Below are 14,807 nucleotides of genomic sequence, written 5' to 3'. Positions count from 1 at the left end.
ACTTCACAATGGCGTGCCATTTAATTGATGCGAACACTGTTAATGCGCGGATTAATAAAACGAAGGGGCAAGCCTGCTGCCAATCAGCATGCAGGCAATTCAGGATGGGGCCCGGTTGAGCTCCAATCAGAGACAGCTCAGGCTTCGCACAGCTCTTTAAACAGCTGCAGAGCCTTTGGCCAGGCGGACATCATTTCTTCAAACGCATCATCGGTCACGATGACGACTTCCAGCGTGGTTATAGAGGGCGATTCTTCCCTGAGATAGTAGCTTTCTTCGGTGCCGATCCACTTTCTCATCATGTCGTCGCTGAGCGGCACTTCAACATTCTGCGGGTTCACCATGGCCACGTGGTGCGCGCGGATCATTTCATCGAGCACCAGGGTTTCAATGTGCATTTTGGTGCCACCCTCGGATTGGCCGATATAGGATACGTGCCCACCCTGCCGCCAATCGCCCTCACAGATCATGTCCGGGCCCCAGGGCGTTGCCCAGTGCGGGAACAGCGCTCTGTCGGTGAGTTTCTGAAAAACAATATCCCGTGGCTGATGAATGCTGATGGAATAAACAAGCTGTTTCATAAACTGCCTCCTGCTTTGCAAAGGTAAAAACGCCTTGAACGAGTCAGCACAAGCAAAGACCAGCTCAGCCATTCTGGCAATGCGATCTTTTAAGTACATCTAAGCTGAAATGAACGCAGGCCTGAGCCGGCCGCTTAAAAATTACGATAAAAACCTTATTAGTGTGATCCGGCCGGCCGGCTGCTGCGTAAAACCTACCAGCAAAAAACGGATCCGAGGCGATGATTCATGCAAGCTCATTCAATCGGTTTATTGCCAAGCAACGCAATTGGCATTAAACCTATAGCTATGAAAACAGAAACTGAGAAAACAGAAACTGAACATCAGCAGCTGGCTCGTTGGTTAAGCGATGTCGCCGGCAGCCGAAGCAAAGCAGCCTTTACTGAGCTGTTTAAATTCTTTGCACCTAAAATTCGCCAGTTTGCGATCAGCAAATTCGGCAATGAGGCGCTGGCCCATGAGATCGTGCAGGAAACCATGACTAACGTCTGGCGCAAGGCACACCTTTACAATCAGGACAAGGGCGCGCCCACCACCTGGGTGTTTACGGTGATGCGTAACGCAGCCTTCGACCTGCTGCGCAAAATCAATAACAGCAAGGAAGACTGCCTCAGTGACGACTTCTGGCCACTGATGGAGGCCGATGACGACCCGGTTGCCGACCTCGCTGAAGATAAAAACAGAACACTGATTAACGAACACCTGCAAGAGTTGCCCGAAGCACAAAAAGAAGTGGTGCAGGGCTTTTACTTTCAGGAACTCACCCACGAACAACTGGCTGAACAATTGAATATTCCGCTGGGCACCGTTAAATCCCGCCTGCGTCTGGCGCTGGCCAAACTGAAACAAAACATAGGAGACAACCATGATTAAGCACCACCCAAGCCATGACCTCCTTGTTGCCTACACACAGGGCGAACTGCCGGCCGCACTGGCTGCCGGCATCGCCATGCACCGTGAGTTGTGCCCGGCCTGCCAGGCAGACATTGCCCAGTTGAACGAGGTGCACGCCGAGCAGCACTTTGAATTGGCCGAAGCCGAACCGATCGGCCTGGATATGAGCGCCATGATCGATGCCATTACCAGCAGCGATGCCATTGACGTGGCAAACAGCTATCAGCACAAAACACTGACGGTGAACGGTGTCAGCTATCAACTGCCGGCAGCGCTGAATAATGTTGCCGCCGGTAAGTGGAGCGGCATTGGCGGCATTGCCCGTAGCCGGCTTTCGCTCGATGATGGCGACATTCGCGCCAGCCTGCTGCAGATTCTGCCCAACAACAGCGTACCGGAGCATACCCACAATGGCTTTGAGCTGACGCTGATTCTTGATGGCAGCTTCCATGACGATATGGGCAGCTATGTTGCGGGTGATTTCATCATGCTGAACGGCGAGCACCATCATAGCCCCGTCACCGATGAAGGCTGTCTCTGCTACACTGTGCTCAACAATTCCATGCACTTTAACAAGGGCCTGAACAAGCTGCTGAACCCGATTGGTAAGCTTATTTACTAGTGGAACAACGCCAGGGCCAAATAATAAATTAAGGGAGGTCGCCGTGGACTCTGTATCTGACTCAATTCTGATTGGCATCAGCGCCTGTTTAACCGGGCAAAAGGTGCGTTACGATGGCAGCGCTAAAAAGTCGCACTTCTGTGTGGAAGAGCTGGGCAAGCATGTTTCCTATAAAACTTACTGCCCGGAAGTTGCCGTTGGCATGAGTGTGCCACGGCCGACCATTCGCCAGACCGAGATCGACGGCAACATCATTGTTTCATCGGCCGATGGCAGTAACGATGTGACCGAGCCCATGCAGGAATACAGCGAACAGGTGGCGCAGCATGTTTCACACCTGAGCGGCTTTATCTTCTGCGCCAAAAGCCCAAGTTGCGGTATGGAACGGGTTAAGGTGTATGCCGCCAGCGGTCAATCGAGCCGGCACGATGGCGTCGGCGTATTTGCCCAGGCCATCATGCAGGCCAACCCACTGCTGCCCTGTGAAGAAAACGGCCGGCTGAACGACGCCGCCCTGCGCGAAAATTTTGTCGCCCGCGTCTTTGCCTACAATCAATGGTTAAAGCTGAAGCAGGCCGGCATCACCCGCAAGCGCCTGATCGATTTTCACAGCCGCATGAAATACACCCTGATGAGCCACGACCCACTGGCGGTGAAGCGCCTTGGGCAAATCCTGGCGGATGCCAGCCTGGCAGTTGAGGAACAGGCCGAGCAATACATCAGCGGTTGCATGGCAACGCTGAAGATTATCGCCACGCGTAAAAAGCACACCAACACGCTGCAGCACCTGCAGGGTTATTTTGGCGATTACCTGACCAGTCAGGAGCGACAGATTCTGGCAGAGCAGATTCACCGCTACCGCCAAGGGCTGGTGCCACTGCTGGTGCCCATCGAGCAAATAAAGCACTACCTGAAGCTGTACCCACAAAGCTATCTGCAGCAGCAGTTTTACTTTAATCCGCACCCGGAAGAGCTGAAGCTGCGCTACACCCATTAATCCGATAAAGCGTCTACTCTTTATAGACCAGTGATCTCAGAGCCAGGTAGCCACGTATATTCATACAACGTTAATAACGCTCTGAGCACCCTTCGGAGGGCTTTATGGATAACCACAACCGCTCCACCACGACTGGGCAACCAGACTGGCTGAGCAAGTTTGTTACCACTTACCAACAGCTGAGTACAGACAACCTGACCCTGCTTGAAGACATCTACGCTGAGTCCGTTGAGTTTCAGGACCCTATGCATTTCGTCAGTGGCCTCAGTAATCTGCAGAGCTACTTCCATAACCTGTACACCAACCTGAAAGAATGCCGGTTTGAGATTACCGACGTCATCTTCAACGAACGTGAAGCGGCCATCTATTGGGTGATGAACTACCGCCACCCCAAACTCAACAACGGCAAAACCGTCACCGTTGAGGGTCACTCACGGCTGAAAGGCCACGATGGCCGCGTGCACTACCACCGCGACTACCTGGATTTGGGCGCCATGCTTTACGAGCAAATTCCGGTGATCGGCGCGTTCGTTAAACAGGTGAAGAGGCGGGCATCGAAATGAAGAAAGTTCTCATTACCGGTGCCAGCTCTGGCCTGGGTAAAAGCCTGGCGCTGCTGTATGCCGAAAACGGCTGCACCGTAATTGCCTGCGGCCGCAACCAGCAGCGCCTTGCCGAGCTGGCCCGCAGTAACGGCAACATTCGCACACTGAACTTCGACATAACCGATCAGCAGGATGTACTGCATACGCTCGGCCCAATAGAAGATATCGACCTGGCCATTCTTAATGCCGGTGATTGCGAATACATCGATGACGTCACCCGTTTTGATTCCAGCCTGTTCCAGCGAGTGATCACCACCAACCTGATTGCGACCGGCTATCTACTGCAGGCACTGGTCAGCAAAATAAAAACCGGCGGGCGCATTGCGTTTGTCAGCTCCAGTGTTACTTACCTGCCGTTCCCACGGGCGCAGGCTTATGGTGCTTCCAAGGCCGGGCTCGACTACCTGGCAAAAACCATGGCGCTGGATCTGAAAAAACACGACATCCATGTTTCGCTGATTCGACCGGGCTTTGTGAAAACCCCACTGACCGATAAGAACGACTTTGATATGCCGTTTTTAATCAGCAGTGAACAGGCTGCCGCAGCCGCTTTTAAGGGGTTGCAAAAAGGCAAGGCCACGATTGAATTCCCCGGGAAATTTATTTTCATACTAAAATTATTTAACACATTGCCAGATATTATCTGGCGCAAAATTATGGCAAGGAATGCAACGTGAAAAACATCGCAGTGATCGGCAGCGGCATCTCCGGATTAACCGCCGCCTATTTGCTTTCAAAAAAACACAGGGTCAGCGTTTTTGAAAAGAACGACTACATTGGCGGTCACACCGCTACGGTCGAGGTTGACGATAACGGCAAGCCGCTGAGTGTGGATACCGGCTTTATTGTCTTTAACGACCGCACCTACCCGCTGTTTTTAAAGCTAATGGCTGAGATCGGCATTGCAAAACAGCCGACCACCATGAGCTTTTCTGTCAGCAATCAGCAGACCGGCCTGGAATACAACGGCCACAATCTGGATACGCTGTTTGCCCAGCGTAAAAACCTGCTGAGCCCAAAATTTATCGGCCTGATCCGCGAGATTCTTCGGTTCAACAAAAGCTGCCAACGGCTCTACTACATGGGCATGGACGGCAACGATGAAACGCTGGGCAGTTTTCTGGCGCGGGAAAACTTCTCCCGCTTCTTTGCCGAGCACTACATTCTGCCGATGGGTGCAGCCATCTGGTCGTCATCGCTGCAAGAGATGGAAGCCTTCGAGCTGAAGTTTTTCATCCGCTTTTTTCAACACCACGGCTTACTGGATATTCAAAACCGGCCTCAGTGGTATGTCATTCCCGGTGGCTCCAAAGAGTACATTGCGCCGCTGTGCCAGCCGTTTGCAGAGCGGATAAAACTGAATGCAAACATTAAGGCTGTGACCCGCAATACTAGCGGCGTCAGCATAGATTTCGAGAACGCCGACAGTGAACACTTCGATGAAGTCATCTTTGCCTGCCACAGCGATGAAGCGCTGGCCCTGCTGGCCGATGCCAGTAGCACAGAACAAGCGGTACTGGGTGCCATTCCGTACCGCGCCAACAGCGTGGTGTTGCATACCGACAGCAACATGCTGCCCAACAGCAAACGCGCCTGGGCGGCCTGGAACTATCAGCTGGATGGCGACCGCGATCGCCCGGCCAGCGTCACCTACAACATGAACATTCTGCAGGGTTTGCAGACCGAGCAAACCTATTGCGTCACACTGAACCAGGATGCCGCCATCGACCCAGGCAAAATACTGCGCCGCTTCACCTACCATCATCCGGTTTTTAACTTACAGTCGATCGAAGCACAGCAACGGCGCAACGAAATATGCGGCATCAACCACACCCACTTTACCGGTGCTTACTGGTACAACGGCTTTCATGAAGATGGCGTGAAAAGCGCGGTCGATGTTGCCGGGCGCTTCGGCTGCTTCCTGAAAACGACGGGGTAATTTATGGCAACCACAGCGGCACTAAAAAGCGTTATTTACAGTGGTAAGGTTAATCACCGGCGTTTCGAGCAGAAGCACCACAGCTTTACCTACCCGCTCTATATGCTGGCGCTGGATGTAGACGAGCTGGAGCAAAACAAACTGGATGGCCTGCGCCTGTTTGGCACCGGCCGCTTTAAACCGATCCGGTTTAAGCAAAGCGATTACATCAAGGGTGATCGGCCTACGCTGCGCGAGCGTATAACTGACAAGTTGAAAGAGCTGGGTCTGCGTGAAGCACCGGCAAGTTACAGGCTGCTGGTGCAGTGCCGTTGCTTTGGGCTTTACTTCAGCCCGGCGAACTTTGTGTTCTGCTACAGCGAAACCGGCGAGTGCAGTCACATGCTGGTAGAGGTGAGCAATACGCCGTGGAACCAGCGGCACTATTATCTGGTGGATATGGCCAGGCCGGAGCCAACAGAGAAATCGTTTCATGTCTCGCCCTTTATGGATTTAGACATGAAGTATTTCTGGCAGGTCAAACCACCCTTGGATGACAGCGAGGCAGTGAGTGTTCGCATTGAAAACAAACGCACCGATGGTGCCGTGGCCTTTGACGCTACACTGGCGATGAAAAAGCTGGCACTGAATAACCAGAACCTAAAAAGCGTTTGGCACCAACAGCCGATGATGACGCTATCGGTATTAAAAGGCATTTATGTACAGGCGCTGCGCCTGTTTATAAAAAAGATTAAATTTGTCCCCTACCAGACAAAAACTGAAAGCCCAACGATAAAGTAAGGCAACAGCTAACGAGGTTTAGACAATGGAACAGACATTTAAACTGCTGAGTAAGGAACACCACAGCTGGTTGACTCTGCGCTGCCGGGCCCTGGTGCATTACTTCTTCTCTCAGATCGATAACGGTGTGCTGCACATCATTGAAGGTAACGAACGCTTCCGCTTTGGCAGGCAACCTGAAAATGCCGAGCCGTTGACGGCAACCCTTGTTGTCAACGATCTGGCGGTTTACCAGCAGTTCATTCGCGGCGGCAGCATTGGTGCCGCCGAAGCCTATATGGATGAAAAGTGGCAGACCGATAACCTGACCAACGTGATCCGTTTTTTTGTTCGTGCTCAAAAGGTAACCGACAGGGTAGAAAAGTATTTCAGCTGGATCAGCGCAGCAAAAAATAAGATTTTTCACCGCAAGCGCGGCAACAGTGTGCAGGGTTCCAAAGAAAACATCCTGGCGCATTACGATTTAGGCAACGAGTTGTTCGGGCAGTTTCTCGATCAAGAGATGGCTTATTCATCTGCGGTGTTTGCAGATGAGTCGCAAACGCTCGACGATGCCCAGCTTAACAAGTTCAAAACCATTTGCGATGCGCTTGCGCTGCAACCGGAGGATCACCTGCTGGAGATTGGCACCGGCTGGGGCGGGTTAGCGATTTACGCGGCTCAGCACTACGGCTGCAAGGTAACCACGACGACCATTTCCGATGCTCAACACGCCTATGCGGAAGCTCGGATCAAAGACTTGGGTCTTCAGGAGCAAATTACGCTTCTGAAGAAGGATTACCGCCTGCTGACCGGCCAATACGATAAGCTGGTGTCTGTGGAAATGATCGAAGCCGTTGGCTACGAGCACCTGAACACCTTTTTTAAGCAATGCGATGCACTGCTGAAGCCACAGGGCAAAATGCTGTTGCAGGCCATTACCATTGCCGACCAGCGCCTGAAGCACTACTTAAACAATGTCGATTTTATTCAGCGCTATATTTTCCCCGGTGGCTTTTTGCCTTCGGTAACATTGCTAACCGAACGACTGACCAAAAACACCCGCATGGTGACGGAATCCATCAGCGATATTGGCCTGGATTACGCGAGAACGCTGAACCACTGGCACCAGCGTTTTATGGAAAACTGGCCGCATATCTGTCAGCACGGGTACGATGACCGCTTCAAAAACCTGTGGCAATTTTATTTGTGCTATTGCGAAGGTGCCTTTATGGAACGCGCCACCAGCACCGTTCATTTTGTGGCACGAAAGTACTGATATTTTTTGTCAGTGTTAGGTAATTTCATTGGGCAGGCGGCTGCACGTTTCTTTTGCAGACGCCGCCTTAGTTGAGCCCGGCCACCTGAAATATCCCTCTCACACCACTACTTACGAGACCCCTGTATCGCTACCGGCGATTAAGAATCCAAAATGATCAGCTACGCCTGTTTGTTTTGTGCGGCCGTTACGGCTGCGGCTGAATACCGATTGTTACCTCTATTCACGGCAGAAATGTGCTGATTTTTTCCGCTATAGATTCCTATTACTCATAAATATATCCTTCACCCCGCAGCGGCCAGCAGCGTTTTTTACCGGCCTGTTGCGAACGCTTGGTAGTGACGTTTCTCCGCGAGCCCTAAGCCACACGGGTTCTTTTTTTGACTCCAAACAGAAAAAATCGGCAACTACTCAAGCCAAAAACTCGATTACAGGGGTACACAATGAATTCCAACCGACTCGCTTACTTGACACTCTCGATCGGGCTCCTATCCGTTACCAGCGGATGCGCCTACATGGCTGCAGAAGACACTGCCGCCGAACTACCTAAGGTTAAATTCGCGGTTACCGACGCGATGCAAACCGACTTTTACGATGCCGATGGCAACATTATTGAAGCCCCGGAAAAGGGCGACCCGCTGTACGGTCAGGATGCGCAATACCAGGGCTTACAGCCTTCCTATACCGATAACGGCGACGGCACCATCACCGACAACAACACCGGCCTGATGTGGCAGAAGACACCGCCTGCCGACAAGATGACCTACGATGATGCCATCGCCTATGTGGCTAGCCTGAATGTTGGCGGTTACAGCGACTGGCGGTTACCAACCATTAAGGAATCGTTCTCAATCGCGCACCTGGGCGGCAACCTGGATGCGCAGGACGTTTCGAATGCCATCCCATACATCGATACCGACTATTTCGATTTCTTCTACGATGAAAACCGCCCGTACACCGGCTCGTACTGGACCAGCTCGGTCACCGTCATGCCGGCACAAAACGACTATGAACTGAACGAAAAGAATTACGGCTTTAACTGGGCCGATGGTCATTTAAAATCGTACGGTGATGGTTACCTGATTGATGGCTCTGCCGAGGGCAGTTCGATCCCCGCTGGCGTGCGTGCTGTGCGCGGGCAGGAAAACGTTTATGGCGTAAACGATTTTGAAGACAATGGCGACGGCACCATCACCGACCATGCGACCGGCTTTATGTGGACCAAGCAGGACAGCGGTGCGGTCAACGATGACGGCAGTACCCGTCATATGAAAGACGCCAGCTTCGGCTTGGGCCGCACCTGGGTCGATACTCTGGCTTGGGTCCAGAAGATGAACGACATCAATTACCTGGGCTATAACGATTGGCGTCTGCCGGATGCCAAAGAGCTGCAGAGCATTGTGCAGTACGGTAAAACCGCGCTGCCGGCAACCGATGCCAACTACTTTAACCTGAGCCGCCCAGACAGCTACATGTGGACCAGCACCACCAGTGGTGACTTCCCGGATACCGCGCTGTACTTTGCCTTTGGCCGTGCCTGGGGCATTAACCTGATGGAAGACGGTGCGCCTGCCGGTCAGGGTACGGATATGCCAGACGGTGAAATGCCACAGGGCCCGCCTCCGGGTGAAGCGCCGCAAAGCGATAGCTCTTCTTCTGCCGCGGCGACAGCGACGGTTGATGATTTTGTCGATACCCACGGCCCGGGTGCTATGCGTAACGACTACAAAGACATTACCGGTGCGGCAACGCAGCAGCCAGCACTGGCACGTGCGTTGTGGGAGCGTTTGTATGGTGAAGCCTATCCGTATGCGTTTGACCCAAGCGATACGACGACCGTCTTCGACCTGAGTGCGTCTGAAAATGCCGCTGACTATATTGGTATTTTCAACTATGCATTGCTGGTACGGGATGCAGACTAAGGGTTAGATCAACTCAGCCTACTTCAATGAGCAGGGCTGCACCGATGGGTGTGGCCTTTTTTGTGGCGTCGAAAAGGATGCTTGGATCATCAGAGCTTTACACCGCTTTTAAGCCATGCTCCTGACCAATAAGGGACGCATAAATCCATCCATGGAGCTCAGCTTCGGCATCCATGCCTCAGATGCCCTTATTGGTCAGGAGCATGACTCAAAAGCTCTGAATCAAACCTCGCCACGATACTGTAGCGACTTTCCGGTCGCTTATTTTTAGGCGTCGGGCGGATGGACCCGCCCGCCGAGCTTATATGGACATACTTGCAGCGACCTAAAAATAAGCGACCGGAAAGTCGCGGGCATAACCACGAACTCTGGATAATAAATTTCTAGGTTGCCGAACATTCTGTGGTCAATCCCGCGATTATCCAGACACCCTTTTTTGAGATCGCTCGAGTACATCCATGTATCGCTCGGCGAAAAGCATCCATGCTTTTCGACGCCTCAAAAAAGGGTGTCTGAACAATCGCTTGAAACCTGTGGTTTACATTGTTTTTGCGGCATAAAAAAAGGCTGCACCTTTCAGCGCAGCCCTTTCACTAGCAGTTTAACTAAACAGTCGTTAATCCGCCGTCAGCTCCCGCTTCAGCGCTTCTTTATTAACACTGTGCTTATCGCTCTGCATCAGCGGCAAAGAACGCTTATAAACAATGCGTGAAGGAATCATGTAAGAAGCCAGGTGCTTCTTCAGTTCAAACTCAATTTCTTTTTCACTGAGTTCACCCGGTGCCGAATAAACCAGCACAATCTCTTCTTCAATCTGCTCGTTATCGATACCAAACACCGCGCACTGGCTAATCTGCGGCAAGTTCTTTTCAACAACGGATTCAATCTCGAACGGCGAAACACGGAAGCCACGGGTCTTGATCATGTCATCGTGACGGGAAACAAAGTACAGGTAGCCTTCCTCGTCTTTATAAACATAATCACCGGTAGCCACCACGATTTCATCGTTCAGCTGGCCTTCCAGATTGATCACGTCTTTCAGAATTTGAACCGACTTAAAGCGCTCTTTGCTTTCTTCCGGCGCGTTCCAGTAACCGCGATAGATGTAACCGCCGCGGTGGATCAGTTCGCCCACTTCACGCGGCGCGCACTCTTTGCCCTGCTCATTGACCACATACAGCTCAACATCCGGAATGGCTTTACCGATCGAATCCGGGCGAATCTGAATTTGCGCCGGGTCGAGGTAGGTAGAGCGGAACGCTTCAGTTAAACCATGCATCGAGTAGAAGTTGGCTTGGGGGAAGGTGCGCTTGCTGTACTTGATCATCTTGGCCGAAAGGTTACCGCCCGATGAGGTAATGATGCGCAGTTTATCAAACAGCTCGGCGTTAGGAATTGGGCTTAAGTCTTCATCGAATATCTGCGAAATGTGCACCGGCATCAGTGCCAGTACCGTGACGTTATCGTCGATTAAATGATTGAAGAAATCGGTCGGCAAAATAAAGCGGTGCAGTGCCAGTGTCGCCTTTTTAAACAGCGAGCAGAAAATCTGGTTCAGGCCGTAATCGAGGTTAAAAATCAGCAGGCCGGAAATAACGTCATCTTCCTGTAACCCTAAGTAACGGCAGACGACCGCGGCGGAATCAGTGAGATTGCGGTGCGAAATCACAATGCCCTTGGGCGTGCCGGTTAAGCCAAACGAATAGGTGATCACCGCGTTATCGTGGCTGTTCACTTCGCACTGGAACGGCTTGTTGTAGTACTTATAAATCTCTTCAAAGCACGGGATGTTCTGCTCGGTTTTTTCATAGCTGATGACATGGCCTTTGAAATTTACATCTTCGATGTTCTCCAGCTTCAGCTTATCGGTGATCACGCACTGAATATCGCAATCGTTGATGATGTACTCCACCTGCTCGGCCACCAGCATTTTGGTGAGCGGTACTAAGATGGTATCGGTCGAAAGCACCGCCAGAATGGCCACCACCTGCTCGATGCATTTATCGGAATAGATACCCACGCGGGCACCGCTGGGCAGGTTCAGCTCGGTTAAGTAGAACGCCACCTGATTGACCCGGGTGAGCAGCTCGCTGTAGCTGATGCTCTTTTCGTTCAGTTTCACCGCAACTTTATCGCCATGTGTTGCCGCGGCGTCTTCCAATAAAGCTCTTACCGTGTTTATCGACATAGATTTTTCTCCTTCGCACCCAGAGTCCAAATGTCGTAATTCGTATCAAGGATGGCCGTTGGCTTGTGATCGGACGTCAATATCTTTTTATAGAAGAAAGCGATGATGTCTTCCACCTCGGCGACCGACAATACCTTGGTTATACCACCGGTGAACACAATCGAGTTAATCGAAAGCAACTTCAGAGTAATGTAGGCCTTGCGGTAATGCGACATTTTGCAAAGCACCAGGAAAATCGCCAGCTGCATTAAAATTTTAGTCGCTTTTTCATCGTGCTCGTTGAAGATGTTTTCCGTCACCTTCAGGTGCATCAGCAGCTCGTAAACGAATTCGTTATTCTTGGCGGCAAAAATCAGCGACTGGCGCGATTTGTAAACCCCGAGCTTTTTAAAGACTAAGCGGTCGTATTCGTTTTCGGTCACGATGTTTTCATCGACCAGGTCTTTGGAATAGTGCACGTCGGTGGTGGCACCGCCGATATCCAGCAGAATAAAGGGGTTCGCCACCGTGAAGGAGGCATCGATCAGCGGCAGCGCCTTGTTGACGATGTAAGGCGTAGAGAAGATCTGATTCGCCGTTTTCTCGTACAGGTGCTTAATATCTTCCTTGCCTTCAATATCCTGCTGGTACAGGTTGGTCAGGTACTCTTTCAGGTGCTCTTCCACAATGTGCAGGCGGTCGTCAATGATGTTCGGCAGCACCACCAGGCCGGGAATATTCTCCTGCACGCGGGCGGCATCCTGCTGGGTACCCACATAGACAATGTTGGAGTAATTCAGCTGCTGCACATAGTTGTACAGGCTGTCGTTAAAGATATTGCCGTGCGAATCGGTACCACCCACAATGATCACCACATCGATCAAATCGCTGGGGATAGAGTACTCTTCAATGTTCTGCAGCAGCACGGTATCGATAATGTTAATGCCGGAGTTAAACGCAATGTTGGTGGCGTACTTGATCGAAAACGAGTTGGTAATGCCGATCAACAGCGTGCTTAAACCACCGTTCGCCGAGGAACAGATGTAGATATCTTCTTTCGCAAACTGATCGACCGTGCTGCCGCACTTATGCATCAGGTCATCGAGAATGGTCTTATTAAAATCGCGAAAGTGCTGCTCAATACTGGTCGGCGTGCTGACCTTAAAGTAGGTACTGCCGACATCGATAAACAGCTTGTTGCCAGCCTGCTCGGGCTGCTTGTCAACGTTCTGGCTCATTGCATAATTCCTATATCGTGAACGATGTCATTAACGATACTGGTGGTATCTTTGGTTAAATCGCACTGTGCGCGCTCGTATTTAAAACAACGGTCGGGAATGGGCACATTGCCACGATCGATGATACGGATGTTCTTCTGCGCATCGCGAATGGTGATCATGTTGTTGTGGTTGATGATGTGCGGCGAGAATGGCACATCGATAATGCCGTTCTTAATGCAGTTGAACACCTTACGCCACAGGGTATCGGCCGGGTCGTTGAATACCGCTTCCATAATGGCCTGAACTTCCAGAGTCAGAATCTCTTCTTCTTCGGCGTCCACAATCTTCGGCAGTCCATTCAAAATGCCCAGAGTGTACTGAGTGTTGGCCACGGTTTTGGCGTTGGCTTCCTTGGTTGGGATGCCCGCAGCTTCTTCACGGGTTTTGGTGATGATCTTATCGGCACCCACCAGCTTGGCGATCACCGTAGACATGTTAATCAGCTGCTCGGCGTAGTCTTTATTGGTTGGGAAGGCGCCCATCCACTGGTGGTAAACCAGGTTAATGGCGGCATCGCCACAGTCGATTTCTTCCGCATAGTGCCGGGCCATCTTCATCAGAACTTCACTGGTGACGGCATCCTGCATCATGGAACCCTGCTGCGCGAACGATACCGAGAACGACTTCACGCCCTCTTCCAGCGACAGCAGCATTTCCAGCAGTTGAACCACAATAGTAATGGCTGGCGGTACCAGCGTCGCCGTGAGCGGGCCGAACGATTCGCGGTTAATGGGCTCGTTCAGGCCAGAGTAGTTGGCGCACACACGCTCTACATACTTCCAGTACAAAAAGGCTTTATCGAGCGGGAAGTTTTTGGAATAGGGCAACAGGTAGGTAATAGGCCCGCCTTCAATCTCAAAAATGCCCGAGGCAATGGCGGTTTCGATCAAAAGGCGCGCATCCGGCGTACCGTGGCGCAGGCTCACCGGCTTATTAAAGTGTGTGAACATTTTGCGCGTGGTGCGGTAGCCGTGGTTAATCAGCGGGTAGCCGTTAAGCATATCGACATCGTTTTCTTCACTCAGGCGCAGCATCTTTTGCGCTGTGGCGTAGTCGTTGAGGCGGGTGTTGGAATCGATGGTCAGTGGCAGTACATCCACATTCGACTTCACGAAGAATTCGCTCAGTTCAAACTGTTTCTTATAGGTCGGGAATCCACCACGCGGCTGCACCAGCATTTTACCCTTGGGCTTATTCTTGAAATGGTGAGAAATAAACAGGTCTTTACTGGCGTTCTTAACGAATTCTGTCACCTCAGCGAAATCGAAGGATTCGACAAACTCGTTACTGAGGATGATTTCTCGTTCTTCCTGTAACAGGCTCATGGGTTATTTCTCTCTTTAATGAATTCTTCCAGCATATCCAGGCCGGTGTTCAGGTCGATCTGATGACAGACGATATCGAAACCATAGTTCTTGTAGCGCGGCTCAATATCTTCAGCATTACCGCTGCCCACCACCAGGTTGCCGCCAATCATCATGATGATGTCGTCCAGTGTTTTATAGCGCGATTTAATGGCCCGAACCTCGCGGCCCCAGCCTTCTGCCTCACCATTAAGCGAGGAGATAAGAATTACATCAGCCCCCGTTTCAACGGCTGCATCAAAGAACTCTTCCAAATACGTGTTTACGCCCAGGTTAAAGACATCAAAGCCTCGCGCCCGTAACGACAAATCTATTAAGCGGTTGGCGACAACGTGAATGTCGTTACCCACAACGCCGGTGACTACCTTCATTGGCTTCACTACCCTATGCCTGTATGT

The 14,807-nt window shown here is 51.5% G+C and carries 14 protein-coding genes; 9 read left to right on the top strand and 5 right to left on the bottom strand.

What is annotated here, in order from left to right:
* Positions 1-137: 137 nt before the first annotated feature.
* Positions 138-581 (bottom strand): SRPBCC family protein, encoded by a 444-nt coding sequence (locus tag BCF53_RS16960; protein WP_165901965.1) that lies wholly within the window; start codon positions 579-581, stop codon positions 138-140.
* A 288-nt stretch (positions 582-869) separates the two neighbouring features.
* On the opposite strand from BCF53_RS16960, the gene BCF53_RS16955 reads away from it, so the two are divergent.
* From BCF53_RS16955 to BCF53_RS16915, 9 genes are all read left to right on the top strand, one after another.
* Positions 870-1,454: a sigma-70 family RNA polymerase sigma factor gene (locus BCF53_RS16955; protein ID WP_132703553.1), complete on the top strand. Its 585-nt coding sequence runs from the start codon at positions 870-872 to the stop codon at positions 1,452-1,454.
* A complete protein-coding gene (locus BCF53_RS16950) occupies positions 1,447-2,097 on the top strand; it encodes a ChrR family anti-sigma-E factor (protein WP_132703551.1) in 651 nt (216 codons plus the stop codon). The genes BCF53_RS16955 and BCF53_RS16950 overlap by 8 nt, the downstream gene beginning before the upstream one ends.
* 43 nt (positions 2,098-2,140) lie before the next feature.
* Complete coding sequence (locus BCF53_RS16945; RefSeq protein WP_132703549.1) at positions 2,141-3,094, top strand: YbgA family protein; 954 nt, start codon at positions 2,141-2,143, stop codon at positions 3,092-3,094.
* Between the two features lie 104 nt (positions 3,095-3,198).
* Positions 3,199-3,657 (top strand): nuclear transport factor 2 family protein, encoded by a 459-nt coding sequence (locus BCF53_RS16940; RefSeq protein ID WP_132703547.1) that lies wholly within the window; start codon positions 3,199-3,201, stop codon positions 3,655-3,657.
* Complete coding sequence (locus BCF53_RS16935) at positions 3,654-4,376, top strand: SDR family NAD(P)-dependent oxidoreductase (protein WP_132703545.1); 723 nt, start codon at positions 3,654-3,656, stop codon at positions 4,374-4,376. Before BCF53_RS16940 ends, BCF53_RS16935 begins: the two co-directional genes overlap by 4 nt.
* Positions 4,373-5,638 carry an NAD(P)/FAD-dependent oxidoreductase gene (locus BCF53_RS16930; protein WP_132703543.1) on the top strand — a complete coding sequence of 422 codons (1,266 nt, stop codon included), beginning with the start codon at positions 4,373-4,375 and terminating at the stop codon, positions 5,636-5,638. The genes BCF53_RS16935 and BCF53_RS16930 overlap by 4 nt, the downstream gene beginning before the upstream one ends.
* A gap of 3 nt (positions 5,639-5,641) precedes the next feature.
* Positions 5,642-6,418, top strand: a complete 777-nt coding sequence (locus BCF53_RS16925) for a DUF1365 domain-containing protein (RefSeq protein WP_132703541.1) — start codon at positions 5,642-5,644, stop codon at positions 6,416-6,418.
* 25 nt (positions 6,419-6,443) lie between these two features.
* A complete protein-coding gene (locus tag BCF53_RS16920) occupies positions 6,444-7,676 on the top strand; it encodes an SAM-dependent methyltransferase (RefSeq protein WP_207902767.1) in 1,233 nt (410 codons plus the stop codon).
* Between the two features lie 443 nt (positions 7,677-8,119).
* Positions 8,120-9,598: an Lcl C-terminal domain-containing protein gene (locus tag BCF53_RS16915; RefSeq protein WP_132703539.1), complete on the top strand. Its 1,479-nt coding sequence runs from the start codon at positions 8,120-8,122 to the stop codon at positions 9,596-9,598.
* Positions 9,599-10,214: 616 nt separating this feature from the next.
* Here the strand turns inward: BCF53_RS16915 and BCF53_RS16910 are convergent.
* From BCF53_RS16910 to glmS, 4 genes are read right to left on the bottom strand one after another with little or no spacing between them, the layout of a single operon-like run.
* Positions 10,215-11,786, bottom strand: a complete 1,572-nt coding sequence (locus BCF53_RS16910) for an AMP-binding protein (protein ID WP_132703537.1) — start codon at positions 11,784-11,786, stop codon at positions 10,215-10,217.
* The gene (locus tag BCF53_RS16905; protein WP_132703535.1) at positions 11,777-13,003 is read right to left on the bottom strand and encodes a glutamate mutase L; all 1,227 of its coding nucleotides are present in this window, start codon (positions 13,001-13,003) and stop codon (positions 11,777-11,779) included. Before BCF53_RS16905 ends, BCF53_RS16910 begins: the two co-directional genes overlap by 10 nt.
* Positions 13,000-14,370 (bottom strand): methylaspartate mutase, encoded by a 1,371-nt coding sequence (locus BCF53_RS16900; protein WP_132703533.1) that lies wholly within the window; start codon positions 14,368-14,370, stop codon positions 13,000-13,002. The genes BCF53_RS16905 and BCF53_RS16900 overlap by 4 nt, the downstream gene beginning before the upstream one ends.
* Entirely contained in the window at positions 14,367-14,780 is a 414-nt protein-coding gene (glmS, locus tag BCF53_RS16895; RefSeq protein WP_132703531.1) for a methylaspartate mutase subunit S, read from the bottom strand. The genes BCF53_RS16900 and glmS overlap by 4 nt, the downstream gene beginning before the upstream one ends.
* Positions 14,781-14,807 lie beyond the last annotated feature (27 nt).

Source organism: Reinekea marinisedimentorum, assembly GCF_004341165.1.
GTDB lineage: Bacteria > Pseudomonadota > Gammaproteobacteria > Pseudomonadales > Natronospirillaceae > Reinekea > Reinekea marinisedimentorum.
This window is presented reverse-complemented; position numbering and strand designations above follow the sequence as displayed.